Annotated in this window: 16 protein-coding genes and 1 pseudogene; 8 read left to right on the top strand and 9 right to left on the bottom strand. The window is 58.8% G+C overall.

The features are described 5' to 3' along the window. Nucleotides 1-137 precede the first annotated feature (137 nt). Nucleotides 138-4,019: a cadherin-like domain-containing protein gene (locus J4D99_RS02050; RefSeq protein WP_208130021.1), complete on the bottom strand. Its 3,882-nt coding sequence runs from the start codon at nt 4,017-4,019 to the stop codon at nt 138-140. Nucleotides 4,020-4,815: 796 nt separating this feature from the next. On the opposite strand from J4D99_RS02050, the pseudogene J4D99_RS02045 reads away from it, so the two are divergent. The 4 genes and pseudogenes from J4D99_RS02045 (at nt 4,816) to J4D99_RS02030 (ending at nt 9,734) form a co-directional block, all read left to right on the top strand. Next, nucleotides 4,816-5,766, top strand: a pseudogene (locus tag J4D99_RS02045) (DDE-type integrase/transposase/recombinase). 168 nt (nt 5,767-5,934) lie between these two features. Next, entirely contained in the window at nt 5,935-8,139 is a 2,205-nt protein-coding gene (locus tag J4D99_RS22125; protein ID WP_208130020.1) for an Ig-like domain-containing protein, read from the top strand. Between the two features lie 114 nt (nt 8,140-8,253). Beyond that, nucleotides 8,254-8,667, top strand: a complete 414-nt coding sequence (locus J4D99_RS02035) for a hypothetical protein (protein ID WP_208130019.1) — start codon at nt 8,254-8,256, stop codon at nt 8,665-8,667. 284 nt (nt 8,668-8,951) lie between these two features. Continuing rightward, nucleotides 8,952-9,734, top strand: a complete 783-nt coding sequence (locus J4D99_RS02030) for a TIGR00266 family protein (protein WP_208130018.1) — start codon at nt 8,952-8,954, stop codon at nt 9,732-9,734. Nucleotides 9,735-9,740: 6 nt separating this feature from the next. On the opposite strand, the gene J4D99_RS02025 is transcribed toward J4D99_RS02030, so the two are convergent. Further along, nucleotides 9,741-9,944 (bottom strand): hypothetical protein, encoded by a 204-nt coding sequence (locus J4D99_RS02025; RefSeq protein WP_208130017.1) that lies wholly within the window; start codon nt 9,942-9,944, stop codon nt 9,741-9,743. Nucleotides 9,945-10,202: 258 nt separating this feature from the next. On the opposite strand from J4D99_RS02025, the gene J4D99_RS02020 reads away from it, so the two are divergent. Then, complete coding sequence (locus J4D99_RS02020; RefSeq protein WP_208130016.1) at nt 10,203-11,120, top strand: histone deacetylase family protein; 918 nt, start codon at nt 10,203-10,205, stop codon at nt 11,118-11,120. Nucleotides 11,121-11,181: 61 nt separating this feature from the next. Here the strand turns inward: J4D99_RS02020 and J4D99_RS02015 are convergent, their stop codons facing one another. Further along, nucleotides 11,182-11,448, bottom strand: coding sequence for a CsbD family protein (locus J4D99_RS02015; RefSeq protein WP_208130015.1), 267 nt, complete (start codon nt 11,446-11,448; stop codon nt 11,182-11,184). 124 nt (nt 11,449-11,572) lie between these two features. On the opposite strand from J4D99_RS02015, the gene J4D99_RS02010 reads away from it, so the two are divergent. Beyond that, nucleotides 11,573-13,126: a hypothetical protein gene (locus tag J4D99_RS02010; protein ID WP_208130014.1), complete on the top strand. Its 1,554-nt coding sequence runs from the start codon at nt 11,573-11,575 to the stop codon at nt 13,124-13,126. Nucleotides 13,127-13,138: 12 nt separating this feature from the next. On the opposite strand, the gene J4D99_RS02005 is transcribed toward J4D99_RS02010, so the two are convergent. The 3 genes from J4D99_RS02005 to rpoN all read right to left on the bottom strand — a co-directional run bounded on the left by J4D99_RS02005 (nt 13,139) and on the right by rpoN (nt 15,948). Then, complete coding sequence (locus tag J4D99_RS02005) at nt 13,139-13,525, bottom strand: hypothetical protein (RefSeq protein WP_208130013.1); 387 nt, start codon at nt 13,523-13,525, stop codon at nt 13,139-13,141. A gap of 84 nt (nt 13,526-13,609) precedes the next feature. Then, on the bottom strand, nt 13,610-14,257 hold the full coding sequence (locus J4D99_RS02000) for an NAD-dependent epimerase/dehydratase family protein (protein WP_208130012.1): 648 nt from the start codon (nt 14,255-14,257) through the stop codon (nt 13,610-13,612). A gap of 77 nt (nt 14,258-14,334) precedes the next feature. Beyond that, complete coding sequence (gene rpoN, locus J4D99_RS01995; protein WP_208130011.1) at nt 14,335-15,948, bottom strand: RNA polymerase factor sigma-54; 1,614 nt, start codon at nt 15,946-15,948, stop codon at nt 14,335-14,337. A gap of 173 nt (nt 15,949-16,121) precedes the next feature. On the opposite strand from rpoN, the gene asnS reads away from it, so the two are divergent. After that, a complete protein-coding gene (gene asnS / locus J4D99_RS01990; protein ID WP_208130010.1) occupies nt 16,122-17,525 on the top strand; it encodes an asparagine--tRNA ligase in 1,404 nt (467 codons plus the stop codon). Nucleotides 17,526-17,645: 120 nt separating this feature from the next. After that, nucleotides 17,646-19,277: an FAD-dependent oxidoreductase gene (locus J4D99_RS01985; protein WP_208130009.1), complete on the top strand. Its 1,632-nt coding sequence runs from the start codon at nt 17,646-17,648 to the stop codon at nt 19,275-19,277. A 101-nt stretch (nt 19,278-19,378) separates the two neighbouring features. Here the strand turns inward: J4D99_RS01985 and J4D99_RS01980 are convergent, their stop codons facing one another. From J4D99_RS01980 to J4D99_RS01970, 3 genes are all read right to left on the bottom strand, one after another. After that, complete coding sequence (locus tag J4D99_RS01980) at nt 19,379-20,215, bottom strand: hypothetical protein (RefSeq protein ID WP_208130008.1); 837 nt, start codon at nt 20,213-20,215, stop codon at nt 19,379-19,381. A gap of 699 nt (nt 20,216-20,914) precedes the next feature. Next, nucleotides 20,915-21,361: a hypothetical protein gene (locus J4D99_RS01975; protein WP_208130007.1), complete on the bottom strand. Its 447-nt coding sequence runs from the start codon at nt 21,359-21,361 to the stop codon at nt 20,915-20,917. A gap of 84 nt (nt 21,362-21,445) precedes the next feature. Next, a complete protein-coding gene (locus J4D99_RS01970) occupies nt 21,446-21,841 on the bottom strand; it encodes a hypothetical protein (RefSeq protein WP_208130006.1) in 396 nt (131 codons plus the stop codon). Between the last annotated feature and the right edge of the window lie 136 nt (nt 21,842-21,977).

Genomic DNA, 21,977 nt, shown 5'->3' with positions numbered 1-21,977 from the left:
GGTGTAAGGGGCTAGCTGGTGCCAGCTGCCGCTAGGTTTATCTGAAATATATGAGGCGAGCAAACGCCCGACTATAGCCATTAAAAAGGCCCCGCCATAGCTGGCAGGGCCTTTTTACTACGTGCCGCTGGCAGTGGTTAGTTGCGCAACAAGGGTAGCGCCTGGCGCACTCCGGCACCCTGCACCAGCACCATGTAGGCGCCTTGGGGCAGGCCGCTGAGGTCAAGGGTAGCAGCCTGGGCAGTCGATTGCTGCGAGCGCAGCACGCGGCCCGTGAGGTCAAGTACCTGTACCGAGTAGCTGCCTTCGGCCAAGCCACTCAGATCGAGCACAATCTGGCCCTGGCTGGGGTTGGGATAGAGGGTGGCTCCAGCTTTGGCCGTAGCACCAAACTGCACAGTGCGTACCGGGCTGTAAGTAGCGGTACCATCGAGGTCTACCTGCTTCAAGCGATAGTATAGGGTGTTCGAAGCCAAGCGGCCAGCATTCGGGTCAGTGAACGTGTAGTCGGTGTTCCGCAGACTAGTGCCCTGGCCGCGCATCGTGCCCACGGCCACGAAGTTGCTGCCCGTGAGCGAGCGTTCTACCGTGAAGTGGTCGTTGTTGCGCTCCGAAGCGGTGCTCCAGGTTAGCAGGGCATCTTGGCGCACGGCTAGCACTGTAAAGCGGGTAAGCTCAACGGGCAGCGGAGTGACGATGGTCACGTCTTCGAGCGTGCTGCTTGCTGCTGCGTAGTTGGTGCCCGGCGCAGTGCCACCCCCGCTGGCAAAGTTGCCGCCAGGGCTGACGGTACCGGTGGTCGAAGTGCGAGTTGGGTCAATGAATGCTACGCTACCGCTAGCTTGGTAAGCTGTGCCATTCGCAGCGCTGGCATCAATGATAGCCTGGTAAGAAATTTTAAGTGTGGAGCCAGCTGGAATGGTGATGCCACTTAAGACGAGCGTAGAGGTGCCCTGACCGGTCAGTGTATAGCTGGTCAAGGTGGTATTGGCACCGCTAGCCGAAGTTAGGGTTACCATTGGCGCTACCGAATTGTCCTGCTTGAAGAGCGGGTCCATCGTCAGCGTGGTGCTGGTATTCTGCGCCGTGCCGCCGGTGTTAGAGATGGTAGCGGTGTACTGTGCAGGGGTAGGCGCAGTGCTCGGCGAGTTGCGCGTAACATTGGGCGTAGCCGTAGTCAACTCTACTGCTAGGGCCGGAATGCACGAGCCAGCGCCACCAATGGTAGCGGTAGCGGAGGGAGCGGTAGTTGTCGGCGGAGTAGCAGCCGTGCTAGGAGCAGCCGTGCCAGTCGTGCCATTCGTTGCACCGAAGGAAGTAGTCTTGTTTTGAGAACCGTCAGTGGTTTGTCCACTGTTGCCGCCGGTAGTAGTAGCGCTTAAAGTGGTGTTAGCATAGATTGCACCGCCACTGCCACCTCCACCAGGGCCATAAGAAGCACCTTTGGAAACGAGGTTAACACTGCCTCCATTACCGCCAGTTGCACTAGCAGTGATACCCGCGAGACTGCCCGTGCCGGTAGCTGGGGTTGCTAACACTAGCGCAGTGCCACCGGCGCCGCCGCCGCCGCCACCTTGCGCAGTTGCATTGGCAGCCGTGCTAGGGGCATCACCGCCATCAGCCCGAATGGTTGCCGTGCCCGAGACAGTACCTGTGCGCAGGATAATGATACCACCACCCACACCGCCACTGCTGTTGAGCGCCGTACCGTTTTTTACAGAGCCCGCACCGCCGCCGCCGCCCATAATGAGTACAGAAGGCGAGCCAGTGGCAACGCCTTGCCCACCTACTGCGAGGTTACCCGTGCTATTTGAGTTAAAGCCGTAGCCGCCTTTGCCACCAGCCACTAGATTGGCCCCGCCGCCGCCGCCCGCGTTGCCGGTATTGGTAGCGGGGGCAAAGTCCTGCGCGCCGCCGCCGCCGTTGGCCGGAGCTCCTTGGTTGTTATCGCCGGTAGCATAGCCATCGGTTGCATTGCTCGCAACAGCAGTACCATTATAAAAATACCGTGGCGTGCCAGCAACACCTTCGCCTTTGGCCCCGTGGGCCGGGAGGTTAGTTGAGGATGTAGCGTAAACAGTGGGCGTATTCGTAGTGCCGCTAAGGCCGTTGTAGCTCACGCCACCGCCGCCCGCGAAGCCTTTGGCCGTCATGCTCAAGCCAGCGGTGCCCGAAAACGTCGTTGCGCCGGCTACATCCAGGGCCAGCACGCCGCCCACCTTGTTTTGGCTATCCCAGGCTGTGCCCGTTACAACACCACTAACTGCGAGCGAAGAATACTGCGGAATTCGAATAACCTGGAAATTTTGGTTAGTGCTGGTACTGTAGGTGTTGGTCAGCGTTCTATTCAGAATAATAGAGGAAGCGGGTGTGCCGCTCACGCTGGCTACTACTGCGTACTCATACTGCCCAGCCTTAGTGCCAGTGCTATTGAATGTTCCGTAAGAGGCAGTGTTAGGCGTTAGCATATTAGCACCATCCTGCATCTGCATTATCAGTACCAGGTCGCCGGGGGCTACCGGAGTAGAGCCGACGGCCGTCCCAACGTTGATAATCGAAACGCTATTGGCAGTAGTAACGGAAGTGCCAGGATAATACGTATTCGGGCCAGCGGTCGTGAGCGCACCAGGGCCGTCCTTGCCGGGCGTTGCGCACACAGCTGCCGCGCTCGAAGGACCGGCGATATTCGTGGTCAGCGTAGCTGAGTTGTTGGCCGTTGCCGGGTCGGGTACCACCGGGTTAGACCCGTAGGTGTAGTTGGATGTAGCGGTAATAGAGCCAGAACTGGGCGCCGTTAGCGTAATCGAATTGCTGGTCGTGCCATTGCTCGCAAGCGTAATGGGCGAGAAAGTTACCAGTGTGCCCGAGGTGTTGGTCGAGAGTGTATAGCTGTTATCGGTCGAGGTTGGTACCGTCAGGCCGGTAGGTAGCTGAAGCGTAGGGCTGACATTTGTAGCCGTTTCGCTGCCTAGGTTGGTCGTATTTACGGTATAGGTTACCTGTGCCCCGGGGTTAGCCGTGGCCGGGCCGCTAACCGAGGTGGCCACATCGGCGCCGGTGACGGTGACGGTGATAGTAGCCGGGTTCGATACACTGCCGAGCAGGTCATTTACCGTGTAAGGGATGCTTACTATGCCTGCAAAGGTGCCGGAAGGAGTAAACGTCACAATCCCGTTGTTATCAACGGTGAAAGTACCCTTGCCCGGTACTGTCAGCGAGTTGTCGATGCCGACGGTAGTAGGGTCCAAATCAACCGTGGCACGGTTGAGGGCTGCACCTACTCCGGTATCGTTAGCCAGCACATCTAGCTTGGCCGTAGCATAGTACCTGGTCGATGTAGCATCGTCGGCCGCCACAGGATTCTGAACGATGTTCAGGTTCCGGATTTCGTGGTAGTTTGTGTAAGTGCCTGTTGAGCCCGCAAAGCCAATGCGTAGGTTAGAGGGCGGCGTCGAGATAGGATAGTTATAGGTGGTAGTTACTACGTTAGTCGGGCCATTTTGAATACGCACCGTCACGTTATACCCTCCGCCGGCCACCGGGATAACGAAAATGTAGGCCTTGCGGTAGTTGGCGCTGGTCGACTGAGCCTCAGTAGTAGAAGTCGGAAAGCTCAGCGGAAAGCCTACCGCTCCTCCAGTTAGGTAGTTATAGCCGGTAGTGCCGGTGCCAGGTCCGCGCAGGGCCACGGCTTGGGGTACTTGGCCTGGCCCCCCAATGCGGCCTTCGGTGGGGTTAGAGAAATTGCCAAACTCATCCAGACCAATACCCAGGTAGCCCTTTGATACCCCCGGTACGTCGGTGGTAACGGCGCCGCTGGCCGCCGTTTTCTGCGCATAGCCAAGTGAGCCGCCAAAAGCGCCAACGTTGAACTGCCCGGCAATCGTGGGGTCGGTGCCGTTGGCATCTACCAGAAAAACACTGATGCCATCGGCACCCGTAGTTCCGCCCGTTCCACCGTAGGAAAAGAACTCGAATGAAATGCTGAACCCGTTAGGTGAAGCAAAACTCTTGTTCAAAATAGCGAAACCTGCTTGATTAGTAGTATTATCAGTAAGGCGCAGGTAGCCGGGCGTAGTGGCCGTACCCGTAAGGGAAGCAGGCTTGCTAGTACCCCCAGCCCCAAAAGTGAAGTTTGAGCTTGAAGTTCCGGTAAATGTTTCATTGATGGGAAATGCAACTTGCGCCTGTGTGGGCAGGTGGCTGACTAGCGATAGGCCGCAGGCAGCCACCGCTGACACAAGCCAGCGGGAGGCGCTAGCACGCTGATAGCCACCTAAAAGCCCGCTGTCGGGCCCCCAGTGTAAATTGTTTTTCATAAGCAAAAAAAAGATGAAAAGAAGAAGAAATGTAACAAATTAGTTAAAGCGTTCACCCTAATTATGAAGCAGTTGCAAATATACTGTCCATAATGGGTATCATTAATTGCTCTATTGGTAAATGGATAATTCTTCTTTGTAAAAAACAATTCAATGTTGAGCTTAAAGTCTCGTTGAATAACTCAAATATCTGTTATACAGCGTTTTGCTGATTAAAATAAGGTTTCTCTGGCTAGCCTATGATAATAAGCAGGAAACAGGCTTAATATTTCTCTGGCTAGCCCTCTACCGTAGTTGACCAAAGAAAAGCCTGCCTTAAAATAAGAGGCTTGGTGGACTGTAAGCGCATTACTATTAGATGAAAAACTGAAGCCAAAACCTTTGGCATAACCCACTGCGGGCGGGTTTTTCCAAGTTGGAATCGGCAAGTCCTTGCTGGTTGTATAGTTCCAAGGCGTAGTGGTGTATTTTCCGGGCCGGAATTTCGCACGCACTTATGGGACAAGTACTCCACGGCAGCGCCCGCACAACGGCGGCAATACGGCGCGCTATCTAACACAGCCAGGAAAGCCTACAAAGCCTAGCCACACGATTCAGCATCAACCCTAAAACGGTGGCCAAGTGGTGCAAGCGCTCGACCACAACCGATGCGCGCATGGGCCCGGAGCCGGCATCAACCGTGCTTACGGCCGAGTAGAAAGCCGTCGCCGTGGCTTTTCAGCGGCACACGCTCTTGCTGCTGGACGATTGCCTCTACGCGCTACAGGCCACGATTCCGCCCCTATCCTGCTCGGCACTGCACCGCTGCTTCCAACGCTGCGGTATCAGCCGCCTGCCGCTAAACGAAGACGGGCAAAGCCCGCCGAAAAAAAATTCAAGGATTATCCTGTTGGCTACCTGCATGTTGATTTTGCTGAGGTGCAGACCGAAGCAGGCCGACTGTACTTCTTTGTGGCCATTGACCGCACCAGTAAAGTGGCCTTTGCCGAGTTGCATCCGCGGGCCAAACAGGTCGTGGCCACCGAATTCTTGCGGCGCGTGCTGGATAAGCTGCCCTACAAAGAGCATACCGTGCTGATGGACAACGGGTTACAGTTTACGCCCCAGCCGCACCAATTCCTGCCGGGCGGGCACAGCTTTGACCGCATTTGCCGCGAATATGGTGTGGAGCACCGGGAGCACCGCCTGACCAAACCAGCCCACCCGTGGATTAACGGTCAAGTCGAACGCATGAACTGCACGATTAAAAAAGCTACCGTCCAACGCTTCCACTACCGACCACCGGCGAGTACGAGCACCTGCAAACCTTTTTGCTGGCCTATAACCATGCCAAGCGAAGACTTTGCGCGGGCTGACCCCACACGAATTTGTCTGCGCTCAGTAGCAAAAGAACCCTACTATCTTTACCCACGACCCGACCCACCTCATGATGGGACTATACACCTAATAAATCAGTTGCGCGAATAACTAAATAAACAGCTTGATCTTTAAGTTATAAAATAATGGTAATGTACAGATAAGTAAAAAAAATGGTATATTGCCGGCTCGTTTTCAGGCATTTAATAATAAAATGCTATTTCTTGCCTAAAAATCAGTTTCCTTCACCCCTTTACCTATGAAATCACTTCTTCTCTTTTGTTTAAGCTTACTGCTGCTAGGACCACTACTTAGCTACGCGCAGTGTTCTAACCAGATAACTATTTCTTACACCGATGCTAATGGGGTGTCGCAATCGCAGACTATTAATAAAGGTTCCAGCGGAACGAGCGTACCTGTTTGCCCTACTGCCGGGGCACTTTATAATTTTACCGCTTCCACTACCTCAGCTACTGCTAACGGCGCGGTAACCTTAGAATGGGCTAGGGTAATTACTAAAGACCCCACAACTTCAGTTAATGATGTAGTGCAGCAACTAACATCTGCATCTTATGCTCAGGTTAAAAATGGTAATGCACCTCCGCCACTTCCGCTCTCAATAAGCTTTGCAAGTAATATACAATTGCGTGTGCATGCTACCTCATGCGGTAGTGGTGACAGCTACGTATATCTGACGTTTATTCCCAGCTTAACGCTTACTTCTAGCCCGAGTTTTAACACAAATACCACGAGCAGCGTGTGCCCCGGTACTTCTGTAACGCTTACAGCGGGTGGCTCGAGTAGCGGAACATATACTTGGTCGACCGGTGGGTCTGTAATTGCCGGCGCTACAGGTAATACACTGACTGTGTCTCCGACTACGACCACTACTTACACGGTAACAACGACCACTGCTACTTGCGGCACTAGTTCGCAGCAGATTACTATTCCGGTGAGCAGTCTCACTATTGCCCCCAGTGCACCCACCATCTGTCTTGGGGAAAGCACCACGTTGACAGCTACCTATAGTGGTAATAGCACCAGCGGGATTACGTATAACTGGTTTGTAGGAGGAGCAGCAACAGGTACTCCTTACGCCACCGGGCAAAGTATTACTGTGGGCCCGACTACTAGTACGATATATACAGTGCAGGCTGTCGGTACTGACTGTGGTACGCTGACGCAGCAGGTGGGGGTAGGGGTAGGTACGTCATCCGTATCAGTTACACCGAGTACTTCTACTATATGCAGCGGCTCGTCGACCACTCTAACAGCTACTTCGCCCGACCCCAATGCAACGTTCACTTGGAACTCCCTACCCAACGGCTTCGTGGCTACCGGGGCTACTGTGACGGTTGCACCTACAGTAAACACTACTTATAGCGTTACGGCCTACACCAACTGCGGCCAGACATCGGCTTCGGCCACCGTAAACGTCACAAGTGCTGCTAGCCTCACGGTATCGCCCAGCAGTCCGGCGGCTATCTGCAGCGGTCAACAAATCACGCTAACTGCTAGCTCTAACGTTTCAAATGCTACCTATGCATGGTATATCAGCACAAACTTAGGTACCATCCTTTCGACCTCCGCCGCTCTCACGGTGGCACCTACTGCTAACACGACCTACCGCGTAGTGCAGACGACAAGCTGCGGCAGTTCTCAGCAGGATGTGACGGTACCGGTCAGCAATAATGCTGCTCCGAGCATTTCGGTTACACCTAATAATCCAAGTATAACCTATGGCAACTCAACTAATTTGACGGCTAGTGGTGCCAGCAGTTATAACTGGTCGCCTTCTACCGGCCTCAACAGCACAACGGGTGCCACTGTAACGGCGACGCCAACGGTCACTACTACTTACACCGTAACTGGTTTCAGTACTGGGGGCTGTTATAATACAGCACAGGTTACGGTGACGGTTAACCGGCCACTGCCTGTGAAACTGGTTAGCTTCGAGGCTAGCTGGGTAGGTGGCAACGCCCTATTGAATTGGGCTACGGCGTCGGAAATAAATAGTGATTATTATGCTATTGAGCGCAGCCTAAATGGGGAAGACTTCACCGCGATTGGACAGGTAGCCGCTCAAGGCACCAAAGCCACCGCTACCCCATACTCCTTCCATGACCTCTCGGCTACCCCTAAGGGCACGACCCGTTATTACCGCTTGCGGCAGGTTGATATTGATGGCAAAGCGTACTACTCTCCTGTACGTACCCTAGTAGGAGCTGGGACTATGGCTACGAGCCTGTCACTCTATCCAAATCCCTCCGGCACGCGCACTACATTGGTAGGGGCAGTGGCTGGGGCCAACGTGCAGGTACTAGATGCGCTAGGCCGGGTAGTGCACACAGAAATAGCTGATGCCTCTGGTACTGCTAAACTCGTATTGCCCGCAAACACTCCTAAAGGTCTGTATTTAGTGCGGATTGGCAGCCAAACTATTCGCCTTACTTTGGCTGAATAGAAAAAGCACTTAAACCCTTGCCTTAGGCCGCGCCGTATGCACTACGGCGCGGCCTTTTTGCTTATCAGGGCGCCCCAATTAGTAGTACTGCTTCTACTTTATTAGTTGATTCTCATGGCTAAGAAACCCACTAAACCCAAGCAAAAGGCACCCGAGCCCGAAAAGAAAGCCCGCGTGCACAAAGAGCTGGAAGGATTCGAAATCGGCGTAAACCCGCTGGGCGAAATCACTTCCAATTACTCAATCGAGGAAATAAATAAATTTCTAGGGCGCCACGTGCGCGACAAGAAAATCGTGCACCGGGAAGGTCAGTTTGGCGAAGAAGCGCAGGCCCGCAGCGCGGCCGAGGCGGCTCGGCTAGCCCGCGAAGACGACGAGAAATTTCCGGTAGCCGATGGCCAGGATGAGGAGCCCGAAGAAACCGACGAAGACTTTATGAAGCGCACCAGCCGCGAGGCCAAGCGCAAGAAAACAGTGGGCAACGAAGCCGATGAGGCCGCCGAAACCCGCCGTGAGCTACCCGAATAGGGCCGGCCTGCTCGTCGGAAGGCCGTTCTTGTTTGTCGCGGCGCGCAGTGCCCGAATAGTAGTGCTGCTACCAGCCCGGGCGCAACGCCAGCGGGCACGTCGGCGCGGCTGCTAGTGTGGGTAAGATTTAGGCTAGCACGTTGGCCGCGCTAGGGTGCTCGCCTGCCGGGCTGTATAGCAAGCGCAGCCGTATCGGCAAAGAAGCAGCTTCGGGATGCCTGGCTGCTGGGCACGAAGTGGGGCTAGCCCTACATTTGCGCTTCACCTTATTACCCCCGTTTACCATGCGCTCGCACGATGTAGACTACCGCATTCTTGGCTCCGACATTCAGGTGCTCGAAGTAGAGCTCGACCCCCAGGAAACCGTGATTGCCGAGGCCGGCGCGATGGTGTACATGGACGAAGCCATTGCCTTCGAAACCAAGATGGGCGACGGCTCCTCAGCCGACCAGAGTATGCTGGGCAAGCTGTTTTCGGCGGGCACGCGCCTCATTACGGGTGAAAGCCTGTTTCTCACGCACTTCACGCACCGCGGCAGCTATGGCAAGAGCCGGGTGGCCTTTTCGGCGCCTTATCCGGGCACTATTATTCCCATCGATTTGAGTACGCTGCCCCAGGGGCTCATTGTGCAGAAAGATGGCTTTTTGGCCGCCGCGCGGGGCACTCAGATTAGCCTGCACTTCAACCAAAAATTTGGGGCCGGGCTGTTTGGCGGCGAGGGCTTTATTCTGCAAAAGCTTACCGGCGATGGCAAGGCCTTTGTGCACGCTGGCGGCACCATCATCGAAAAGCACCTGAGCAACGAGCTGCTGCGCGTAGATACGGGTTGCGTAGTGGCGTTTGAGCCGGGCATCGATTTTAGTGTGGCCCGGGCTGGGGGCCTCAAGTCGATGATATTTGGTGGGGAGGGGCTGCTGCTGGCCACCTTGCGCGGCACCGGCCGCGTCTGGATTCAGTCGATGCCCGTCAAAAAGCTCATTCAGGCGCTTGCCCCCTGGGGCGGCAATGCCCGCAAAGAAAGCGGGACCGCACTAGGCGGCATCTTCGGCAGCCTGCTCGACGAATAAGGGTCGCTAGCGCCCGCCGCCCGCCAAATGAAAGGCAACTACCCCTAGTGCTACAACCAAGCCCACAACCAGCGCGCCCACCAGCAGGAGCGTGCGCCGGGTAGAGGCCCCAGCGGCCTCCAGCTGCTTGGCACCATTAAACGACGAGCGGCGATAGGGGCGCGGAGGCAGCGAAGAGTGGTGAGAAGAGCTAAGGTGCGGAGAAGCCATCGTAGCAGAAGGAGATAGATGCTTGGTGGGAACTAAAGTATAAATGAGCAAAGAAGGGAAACAAAGCTACGGACCAGCGGGCACTTTGGATTATACAAAATGCCTAATTCACTAATTATTTGTCTACTACCTCTTAAATAAAAGACGAGGCAGGTATAATAATCGAGGGACTATGGTGGCCAAAACCGTTGCGCCACGAGGGCGAGGCGGCTCCTGGTTCAGTGTTTTGTTTTATTTCTACGAGCTGGCTGGCCTGCCATGATGAATATTGCTTTTACCCCAAACTACGTGCTGTCTCTGCCGCCCGGCCATCGGTTTCCGATGCTGAAATACGAGCTGCTGCCCGAACAGTTGCTCTACGAAGGCACTGCCACGGCCGGCGATTTTTTTGTTCCCAGCCCGCCGCCGCTGGCCGAGGTGCTGCGGACGCACGAGGCTGGCTACGTGCACCGGCTGCTGCACGGGCAGCTTACGCGGCCCGAAGAGCGGGCCAGCGGCTTTCCGTGGAGCCCGGCCCTGGCCGAGCGTGAAATGACCTTGCTCGGCGGTACCATTGGCTGTGTGCGGCGGGCGCTGGCTAGCGGCGGCGTGGCGCTCAACATTGCCGGCGGCACGCACCACGCCTTCGCGGGCCGGCCCGAGGGCTTTTGCCTGCTAAACGACCAGGCTGTAGCCGCCAACTGGCTGCTGGCCCACGAGCCGGTCCGGGTGCGCCAGATTCTTATTATTGACCTCGATGTGCACCAGGGCAATGGCACGGCGGCCATCTTTCGGCACGAGCCGCGGGTATTCACGTTTTCGATGCACGGCGCGCGCAATTTTCCGGGGCGCAAGGAGGCATCGGACCTCGACCTGGCGCTACCCGACGGCCTCGGCGACGCCGAATATCTGGCCCGGCTCACCGACGTGCTGCCGCGTCTGCTCGGGGGCGACCTGTGCCAGCCCGATTTTGTGTTCTACCTCAGCGGTGTCGATGTGCTGGCCACCGACAAGCTAGGCCACCTGGCCCTCACGCGCGAGGGCTGCCGCCGCCGCGACGAGCTGGTGCTAGGGGCCTGCCACAGGCGCGGCCTGCCCGTGGTGGTGTGCATGGGGGGCGGCTACTCCGAGCGCATTGCCGATATTGTAGAGGCCCATGCCAATACCTACCGCGTGGCGGCCAGCCTCTGGCACTAAGCACAAAGCCCCGCGCCGGGGTGGGCGCGGGGCTTTGTGGATTACTGGCTAAGCAAAGTGCCTAGCGGCTGTTCTGGTTGGAAGGACGGTTGGGGTCGTTGCTCGTGCCGCTAAACGTCTTCGAGAACCAATCTTTGATATCGTCGATAGCGTGGCCGGTTTTCTGCTCCAAGCGGCCAAACCACTCGTCCTGCTTGCCTTCGTCGTAAGACATGTCGTCGTCGGTAAGCTGGCCCCACTTCTGCTTGGCAGCTCCTTTGATTTGATTCCAGTCGCCACGAGCGCGCAGCTCCGTGTTGTCGCCGATGTTATTGTTGTTAACGTCCATGAGTGAAAAAGGGAAAAGGTGGGATTGTAGTGCTTTGTACGGTAGAGCTAACCCGTAGGTTGGAGGCAGCCTTTCTTTAGCGGCGGCCCGCTTACTTTCGGCTTCCCGACTTCATCCGCCCTCCATGGACGACCTGCGCCTTACGCTGCAAACCCTAGCCCCCGACGACCGCCGCGACCTTGCCCAGTTTATGCAGTGGCAGCGCCGCCGCGCCGCCGGCCGCCAGGACCTGCGCCTACTCGAATTGCTGCTGCACCCTAAGGAATACGACTCGGAAGTGCTCATCAAAAAGCTCTATCCCGACGAGCCTAACCCCGTGGCCTACTATGCCTTGCGCAAGCGACTCTTTAAGCAGCTCACCGACTTTCTGCTGCTGCGCCAGCGCCAGCACGATGCCACCGCCGCCACGTCGGTGCGCGGCCACCTCACCCTAGCCCAGTATTTGTTTGACGCCGGGGTGCCGCGCCTGGCCTGGAATATGCTGCGCAAGGCCGAGAAAGTAGCCCTCGACGCCGAGCAGTACGAGCCGCTGAATGCCGTCTACAACGTGCAGATTCAGTATGCGCACTCGCCCCATGCCGAGCCGCTCGATGCCATTATTGAGCGCCGACACCGCAACAAGAAAGCCGCAGACGAGGAGGAGCGCGCCGGCATTGCCGATGCGCTGCTGCGCCAGCGCCTGCGCCAGGCCCGCCTGCACGGCCGCGGCGCCGTGCCCGTCGATGAACTAGTGCGCAACGTGCTCACTGAGTACGACTTGCAGGAAGCTTTCGCCCGCTCACCTTCGCTGCTCACGCGCTTGCTTAGCATAGCGCGCCACGCTATGCTAGTGCGCGGCGACTTTGCCAATTTTGCGCCCTTTATCGAGCGCTGCTACCGGCTCATGGAGCGCCGCCACGGCTTTGCGCCCGCTCACCGCGGCCATCAGCTGCGGCTGCTTTACATGTTAGCCCACGCCCTGTACCGCGCCCGCCGATTTCAGGAGTCGGTGGCCTACCTCGAGCAGGGACTAGCCGTGTTGGCGGCCGCGCCCAGCCGGCAGTTTGCCGAAGTAGGGCCGCGCTTCACGTTTTTGCTGGCCGCTAATTATGCGTTCCTAAACCGTAACCGCGATAGCATCAAACTCCTGGATGGGGCCCTAAAAGCCAAGCCCGCGCTGCTGCCCGCCGACCAGCTCACGGCGCGCTTGCAGCTCACCTTCCATTATTTCGCCGAAGGCAATTTTCACAAAGCCAACCAGACCATCATCAGCCTCGACCGCACCGACCATTGGCTCGAGCAAAACCTGGGCCTGGAGTGGCTGCTCAATCACAACATCGGCGAGCTGCTTATTCAGCTAGAGCTCGGCAACCCCGACGTAGCCCTCACGCGCCTGCGCGCCATTGAGCGGCGCCTGCACGAGCAGTTTCCCGCTCAGCCCGCCACCGCCGACGCCCCCGCTGTGGCGCCCGGCGGCCCCTACCACGCCGTGGTGCGCTACCTCGAACTGGTGCGCGAAATCATCGATGACCCGGCCGTGGCTACCACACCGGCCTTTGCCCAGCGCGTAGCCACTATGCCGGCATTTCTTTCGCAAGAAAAAGAAGACTTGCAGATAATCAGCTTCTTTGCTTGGCTGCGGGCCCGGGTGCTGGGGCGGCCCTATTATGAGGTGCTGCTGCAAGTGGCCGGGGGCTAGCCCGCCAGCCGGTTACTTGGCCGGCACGCGCATCACCTCCATTAGGTTGGGCGTTTCGCGCACAATGTGCAGCTGGGTGCCCCGCAGCGCCACGCGAAGGGCCTGCCGCCGCGTGAGGCGGCCGCGCACGGGCTGCACGGGCACGTTCATAAGCTTTTTGTTGGTGTAGCGGATGTAGCAGCCCGTGGCGTGGGCAATGGCCGTGGCCGTCTGGTCGAAGCGCTGGGCGGGCAGGTTGTACACCACCTGCTGGTCGCATTTGCCCAGTTGGATGCGGCCCTTCGGCGGTTGCGCCTGCATGGGGTGCCGGGCGTAGGCAAAGCGCGGCGCGGCCGGGCTAGCGGCAGTGGCTCCGGCCGTGAGAATTACTAAGCAGGTAATGACGCGAGTAAGAAGCATGCGTGAAAGTAATAGCTTCTGGCTATTCCTCGCCTTAGGCAAATGGCTAGGGTAGGGGAAGCGCCAGGACTGCGGCCAGTGGTATTAGCGGGCTAGCTGCACAATATCGGGCACTTCCAGCACCGGCTTGGGGGCACCGTGTCGGGCTGTATTGAGCATAGCTAGCGCTACCTCGCGCATAGTGCAGATGAAGCGCGGCAGCGCTGGGCGCAACCATTTGGCTAGCCAAGTAATAGCTCGGTAGCTGTCGTGGCGCTGGCCGGGCACGGGCAGCATAACGCCCGGCCGAAATGCCGCGACCCGCCCAAAAGGCAGCGCCAGCAACTCGTTCTCGGTGTGGCCTTTCACGCGGGCCCACATCTGGCGGCTATCTGCGCTGGTGCCGCTGCCCGATACGTAGACGAACGTGGCCTGCGGTGAGTAACGCAGCAGCGTGCGGGCAAAGTACAGCGTCAAGTCGTGGGTAATGTGCGTGTACTCGGCTTCCTTCATGCCCACCGATGAGATGCCCGCGCAGAAAAAGCAGGCCGTGTAGCCCGCCAGCTCGCTTTCAATACCCGAGAGGTCGAAAAAGTCTTTCACCAGCAGTTCGCGCAGCTTGGGGTGCGTATGCCCGCTAGGCTTGCGGCTGATGGACAGAACCGCCTCCACATCGGGCTGGGCCAGGCAGGTGAGGAGCACGCCTTCGCCGACCATGCCGGTGGCGCCCGTGATAATAATGCGTTGGGACATAGTATATAAGCGAAAACCCGCTCTCAATCAGACGATAAAAAGCGGGTTTTACTTTACTTGGTGAGCAACTACACTTGTTACAGCTCCTTGCGCAGCCTGGCCACCGGAATATTGAGCTGCTCGCGGTACTTGGCCACCGTGCGGCGGGCAATGTTGTAGCCGCGGGCGTTCAGCATTTTCTCCAGCTTGTCGTCGCTGAGCGGGTGGTCTTTCTTTTCGTTGCCGATGAGGTCGCGCAGAATGCTTTTCACCTCGCGGCTGCTGGCGTCCTCGCCCGAGTCGGTGGCAATGCCTTCCGAGAAGAAGAACTTGAGCGGGTAAATACCGTGCTCGGTCTGGATACTCTTGGAGTTGGCTACCCGGCTGATGGTGCTGATATCCATACCAATAGCCTGGGCAATATCCTTGAGAATCATGGGTCGCAGCTTCGAGTCGTCGCCTGTTAGGAAGAACTCGCGCTGGCGCTCCACAATGGCCGACATCGTGCGCAGCAGCGTGTTCTGGCGCTGCCGAATGGCGTCGATAAACCACTTGGCCGAGTCGAGCTTTTGCTTTACAAAGCTCACGGCCTCTTTCATTTTCTGGTCTTTCTTGGCCGCCTTATCGTAGGTCTGCAGCATCTCGCGGTAGTCGCGGCTCACGCGCAGCTCGGGGGCGTTGCGGGCGTTCAGGGTCAGGTTCAGCTCGCCGTTGTCGTTGGTGAGGATGAAGTCGGGCATGAGGTACTGCGCGCCACCGGCGCTGCCTTTGCCGCCACCCATCGGGCCGCTGCCACCCGGCTTGGGGTTCAGCTTCAGAATTACTGCCACCGCTTCCTTCAGCTCGTCGTCTTCCAGGTCCAGCTTCTGCTGTATGCGTTGGTAGTGCTTCTTGGTAAACTCGTCAAACGTCTCAGTCAGAATACGTTCGGCATTGATAGTGGCCTCCTCCTGGGGCCGGCGCTCTAGCTGAAGTAGCAGGCACTCAGGCAGGTCGCGGGCGGCGATGCCCGGCGGGTCGAATTGCTGAATAACGTGCAGTACGCGCTCAATCTCAGCCTCGCTAGCCTCAATATTCTGGCTGAAAGCCAGGTCGTTGGCAATGGCTGCCAAATCGCGGCGGATGTAGCCGTCGCCGTCAATCGAGCCGATGAGCTGCTCGCCGATGGCCTGGCCCAGCTCATCGAGCTGCGCAAAGTGCAGCTGGTCTAGCAGCGAGTCTTGCAGCGAGCCGCTGGTGTCGGCCAGGGGCATGTCGCGCTCCTCCTCGTCGCCGGGGCCGTCGCCCTGCATCTTGTAGCCCGCTATCTCGTCGTCGTTGACGTAGTCGCTGATGTCGATTTCGTGGTTGTCGTTGTCGATGCCCAGTGCCTCCACTTCGGCGGCGGGCTCGGGGCGCTCGTCGGCGTAGTCGTCGGGGCCGGCGCTGTCGTCGCTAACTTCACTAGGGCCGCTAAAATCCTCGTCGAGGGTCGTATCGTCGCTGTCGAGCGAGTCGTTGGGGTCGTCGGCCTCGGGCGTGTCGTCGGCATCGCTGTCGTCGCGCTCGTCGGCATCGTCGCTGTCACCTTCTTCCAGCGCCGGGTTCACCTCCATTTCTTCCTTGATGCGCGTTTCGAGCTCGGCCGTCGGAATCTGCAGCAACTTAATGAACTGAATCTGCTGGGGCGAGAGGCGTTGCGAAAGAAGTTGTTTTAAATCAAGGCGTTGCATAGAAAGAAGGGCGAATGAAACGCGGAGGTTAGCGGTGGGGAAAGAAACATACTACGCAGCCGGCGCGGGCGTGGACGTACCCTCATACTGGCAATTTCCGGTTGGGGTTAGTCGGCGCTAGCCCGGCAAGGGCTTTACCTTTGCCAGCTCAACTGCCTTTTGCCAACCTGCTTATGCCTGCCGACCAGCTCCGCCGCACCCGCATCCAAGACCTGCTCACGAGTACCGACCTCAACCGCGAAGTGCTGGTGAAGGGCTGGGTACGCACCCGCCGGGGCAACAAATATGTGCAGTTTATCGCGCTCAACGATGGCTCGGGCCTGGCCACCATCCAAGTAGTAGCTGATGCTGAGAAGTTTCCCGAAGAAAGCCTGAAAGAAGTAACCACCGGCTCGTGCGTGGCCGTGCGTGGCCAGCTGGTGGCTAGCCAGGGCAAAGGCCAGTCGATAGAGGTACAGGCCACCTCTATCGAGGTGCTTGGCACTGCTGACCCCGAGGCCTACCCGCTGCAAAAGAAAGCTACCTCGCTGGAGCACCTGCGCGAAATTGCCCACCTGCGCCCCCGCACCAACACCTTCGGGGCGGTGCTGCGCATCCGGCACGCGCTGGCATTTGCGGTGCACGACTACTTCAACCGCCACGGGTTCTACTACGTGCATACGCCCATCATCACGGGCTCCGACGCCGAGGGCGCGGGCCAGATGTTCCGCGTCACCACACTGCCCCCCGAGCACCCGCCGCGCACCGAGGACGGCTCGGTCGATTACAGCCAGGATTTCTTCGGCAAGCAAACCAACCTTACGGTGTCGGGCCAGCTCGAAGGCGAACTCGCCGCGATGGCGTTAGGGCAGGTGTACACGTTTGGCCCCACCTTCCGGGCCGAAAACTCGAACACCGCCCGCCACCTGGCCGAGTTCTGGATGATAGAGCCCGAGATGGCGTTCTATGACTTGGTCGATAACATGGACCTGGCCGAGGATTTTCTCCAGAGCCTGGTGCGCTACGCCCTGGAGCACTGCGCTGCCGACCTGCAATTCCTGAACGACACCTACGACAAGGAGCTGCTAGCCCGCCTCCGGTCGGTGACCGACAACGCCTTCCAGCGCCTCACCTATACCGAGGCCGTGGAGATTCTGAAATCAGCCAAGAAGAAGTTTGAGTTTCCCGTAGACTGGGGCACCGACTTGCAGAGCGAGCACGAGCGCTACCTCGTGGAGAAGCACTTCCAGAAGCCGGTTATCCTCACCAACTACCCCAAAGAAATCAAGGCCTTCTACATGAAGCTCGATGAGGACGGCCGCACCGTGCGGGCCATGGACGTGCTCTTCCCGGGCATCGGCGAAATCATCGGCGGCTCGCAGCGCGAAGAGAGCTTGGCCAAGCTCGAAACCCGCATGGCCGAGATGCACGTGCCTGCCGACGAGCTGTGGTGGTACCTCGATACGCGCCGCTTTGGCACCGCGCCGCACTCGGGCTTCGGCCTGGGCTTCGAGCGCCTGGTGCTGTTTGTGACGGGTATGACCAACATCCGCGACGTCATTCCCTTCCCGCGCTTCCCGAAGAACGCGGAATTTTAGCATTGCGAAAGCGTATGTTCTAAAAAGGCGCCCTGGCCAGGGCGCCTTTTTAGTGTCCACTGCGCAGCAACTCGCTCCGGCGGCTCCCCGTTCAGCTAGCCAGAAGTAACCTCCGCCGCTATGCTCCCCGAACTCGACCTTACCGACGCCGCCAGCCTGCCCGAAGGCGCGCTCATAGCCTTTCCGACGCCCGGGGGCGGCCCTAGCGTATTGCTGACCCGGCAACAAGGCCAGGTGCACGCCTTCGCGCCCAACTGCCCGCACTACGGCGCCCCATTAGAGAAGGGCAAGGTGGTAGACGGCCGCCTCATCTGCCCCTGGCATCATGCCTGCTTCAAGGTCGAAAACGGCCACCTCTGCGAGCCCCCATCCCTCGACGACCTGCCCACCTACGCCGTGCGCGAGGCGGGCGGGCGCATTTTGGTGCAGGTGCCCGCTAGCCCTCCCGCCAGCACCGACAAGCCCGACGCCACCCCCACGGCCGAGGTGGGCGGCGTGCCGCCGACGGCCGCTAGCGTGCCAGTTGATACCCGCACGTTCGTTATCGTGGGTGGCGGGGCCGCCGGTGAGTTTGCAGCCCAGACTTTGCGCCGCGAGGGTTTTGCGGGCCGCGTGGTGCTGGTGTCGGCTGATGAAAAGCTGCCCTACGACCGCACCAAGCTCAGCAAAGCCTACTTGGCCGGCAAGGCCAAGCCCGCCGCCCTGCCCCTGCGCGAGCGAGGGTTTTATACGCAGCAAAAGATTGAAGTGCTGACCAATACCCGCGCCACCGGCCTTAACCTGGCTAGCCAGGAAATCGAGCTCGAAGGCCAGCCCCCGCTACGCTACGACCAGCTGCTGCTAGCCCCCGGCAGCACGCCCAACCTGCTGCCCAGGCTGCCCGGCCACGACCTGCCCGGTGTGCTGCCCCTGCGCACCCAGGCCGATGCCGATGCCCTGCTGGCCGCCACCAAAGAGGCCCGGCAGGTCGTTATTATCGGCAGCAGCTTTATCGGGATGGAAGCCGCTGGCAGCCTTATCGCTGAAGGCCGGCAGGTGACGGTAATCGCGCAGCAGAAAGTGCCCTTCGAGCGCGTGCTAGGGCCCGAAATCGGGGCTATGTTCCAGAAGCTGCACGAGGAAAAAGGGGTAAAGTTTGAGGTCGAAGCCGAGGTGACGGCGCTGCTAGGGCAGGAAAAGCACGTAACCGGCGTGCAGTTGAAATCAGGTAAAACGCTGCCCGCCGACGCCGTAGTGCTGGGCGTGGGCGTGCGCCCCGCCACCGACTTTCTGGCCCGGGCTTTTGCGCTGGAAAAAGACGGTGGCCTAGCCGTCGATGCGTACTTGCAAGCGGCGGAGAATGTGTACGCGGCCGGCGATATCGCTCGCTTTCCGCTAGCCCCCACCGGCCAGCTCACCCGCATCGAGCACTGGCGCGTGGCCCAGCAGCACGGCCAAACGGCCGCCCGCAATATGCTGGGCCAGCGGCAAAAATTTACGGCCGCCCCTTTCTTCTGGACGCAGCAATATGGCAAAAGCCTGCGCTACGCCGGCCACGCCGAGCGCTGGGACGAGATTATCTGCCAGGGTAACGTAGCTGCACAGGATTTTCTGGCCTTCTACGTGCTCGACAACCGCATTGTAGCCGCTGCCGGCATGAACCACGACACTGATATGCTATACATAGCCGAGCGGCTAGGGCTGGGGCAGCTGCCTGCTCCGGCCGCTGTGCGGGCAGGGGTAAAATGGGCTGAGCTACCGCCCCTTGCCTAAAATTGACCAAGGACTTCTGAAACAACCATCTGCTAAACAATAAAGAGCTGCCCCAATGGGAGCAGCTCTTTTTGTTTAGCAGGACTAGCGAAAGCCGTTAGCTAGCGCCGGCCTCGGCCGCCGCCAAATCCACCACCGGGGCCGGTTGGCTGGCCACCACCGGGGTTACCACCGTGGTAGCCGCCCCCACCTGGGTTGTTGCCGCCAAAGCCGCCTGGGTTGCCGCCCCCAGGGTTGCCCGGGTTAGGGTTCCCGCCGCCGGGCCGGCCACCCCAGCCGCGGCCCGGGGTATTGCCGGGGTACCCCTGGCCGGGGTTGCCACCATTGTAGCCGCCGGGCCGGCCGCCACCGGGGTTGTTGGGCAGGCCGCCATAGTTGCCGCCGGGGCGTCCCCCGCCATAGTTGCCACGCCCATCGCGGTCAAAGCGGTCATGGTCGTGGTCAAAACGGTCGTGGTCGCGGTCAACGTGGCCACCGTAGTAGCCCCGGTTGCCGCCGTAGCCGCCGTGGTCGTAGCCATATACCCGGCCCGCGCCATAGTCGTGGCCATAGTAGCGCCCGCCGCCACCGTAGCCACCGCCGCGATATACCGTCACGTACTGCGGGTAGCGCTGGCGGTAGGTGCTGATGTAGAGCCAGGGCTGGGCGCCCACGTAGCTCACCGGCACGGGGTGGAAGTAGTAGGGGTCGTAGCCATCGAGGTAAGGCACCTGAATCCACTGCTGGCCATCAAACACGATGTATACGCCGTTGTAGATATCGTAATACCCGTCAATCTCCGGGATGTAGTAATACTGCGTGCCCTGGGGCACGGGCGGCCCCCAGGGCGGCAGGCCGATATTCACGCCCACACTCACCTGTGCTTGCGCGGCAGTGGGGGCGGTGAGCGCCAAGCCAGAGCCCAGCGCGAAAGCAAGAAAAGGGAGGCGGAATTTCATGACTGACAATAAAAAAAGTTGGGTTACCTGGCTAGGGTAAGTGCAAGTAAAGTGCCGGATTTTAGCCGCCCCGATAAACAGGGCTATGCGCTAGGCAGGGTGGCCAACTATGCCGACTAATACCTCGGCGCCCCAAAAGCCCTGCCCAACGGACGGGAATTTAGGGCTGGTAAAGAGGGGGCTAGCGTACCCGGCGCGCTACTACGCGGCCCTGAAGGTTAACGCGCTCCACGAGTACCGGGCGCACTACTTGCCGCTGTACCAGTACCAAGCGGTTTACCTAACGTACAACCTGGCGCTACACCACCACTGAGCGGTAGTAGCGGGCGTGGAGGTCGCGGTATTGCTGCCAGGGCTGGCGCCCCCGATAATCGATTGCCACCGGGTGGAAGTTAGTGGACAAACCGGGCATTGATGTTTACCTGGGCATGAGCGGCGGGGCTAGCCAGCGCAGCAAAGGCACCGAATACAAAAGCGAAAAGCGGCGGGCGGTAGTTCATGAGTGAAAAGCAGAAAAGGGTTAAGCAGGATACCCAGCCCAAGTCAAAACGAGTGCCCGAAAGCTGGGCATTCGCTAGCCCTAGCCTTTTAGCAGACGAAAACCACTGCTCTGCCGACTGACCACCCCGGCAGCTGAAAGCCAAAAAAGCGCCCGAGGGGCGCTTTTTAATCAGCCTCGGGCCAAATAGCCTGGCGGTATTAGTCGCGGTCGTGGTCGCGGCCATGACCCTTGCCGTGGCCTCGGCCCTGGTCGTCGTCATAGTCGCGGCCATCGCGGTAGCCGTCACGATACATCTTCTTGGCCTGGCCGGGGGGCATGCCGTGGGGGTGGCCCTTGCCTTTCCAGAGCCAGGGCGAGTCGCCCCGGTAGTCGATATACTGCGGGTGAAAATTGCGCGGGTCGTAGCCATCGAGGCGCTCGTAGCGGCCCCATTGGCCATTGCGCTGCACGAGGTAGCGGCGGGCCGGCACATCGTAATAGGCATTGGCTTCTGGAATGTAGTAGTACTGGGCATCGGCCGGGGCGCCTACTACCACGGGCGGAGCCGTGTTGATGTTCACGTTAATTTGGGCGTGGGCCGGGGCAGCGGCCAGCGCCAGCCCGCTCAGCACGGCTAGCGAGGCAGTTTTTTGAAGGAAATTCATGCGGAAAGAATAAGAGTGAGCCTGCCCCGTGGCAAGGACGGTGCCAATGCTACGCTGGGGGTAGGCCGTCTTATACGCAGGCCCTTAACTTTTGGCTTTGCGAAAGAGGTAGCAGCGAGAATTAGCGATAGTAGTGGGCGTATACACCTGCACTAACTCCCAGCCTGCTACGGTCAAAGCACTGAGCTGGCCGTTGATACGCTGCATATTCTCTAGCAGCAGCTCTTTGTATTTGTCGGAATTCAACGTGGCAATTACGGCCAGTGGAATCTCAGTCTTCCCTTCAAACGCGGGCGCAAATAGGATGCACGAATAGGCCTTGGTGCCTTCGAGAGTGGTCATGGTTAGAAAATCATAACCATGCGCCGCTGCGCTGGATGCTGGTAATGCCGTTTGAGCAATGGCAGCTGGGCTACTCAATAGTAGGCCAGCACCTAGTAAAAATCCCGATAAGACGAAAAAACGAGAAGAAGTAGCCATGAGTAAAAGGAGAAAAAGAGGATTGCTGTTAACTAGCTAGCCCGGCAAAGAAAGCCGAACCGGCCCGCACCATTCGCGGGCTAGGCTTGTTAGTGACCATCGGCCCGCGGCCAGGCGGATGACTCATGCAGCTACC

It is taken from the genome of Hymenobacter sp. BT559 (assembly GCF_017571525.1).
In the GTDB taxonomy this organism is placed as follows: domain Bacteria; phylum Bacteroidota; class Bacteroidia; order Cytophagales; family Hymenobacteraceae; genus Hymenobacter; species Hymenobacter ginsengisoli.
Note: the sequence above shows the minus strand (reverse complement) of the source record. Positions and strands in the feature narration are given on the sequence as shown.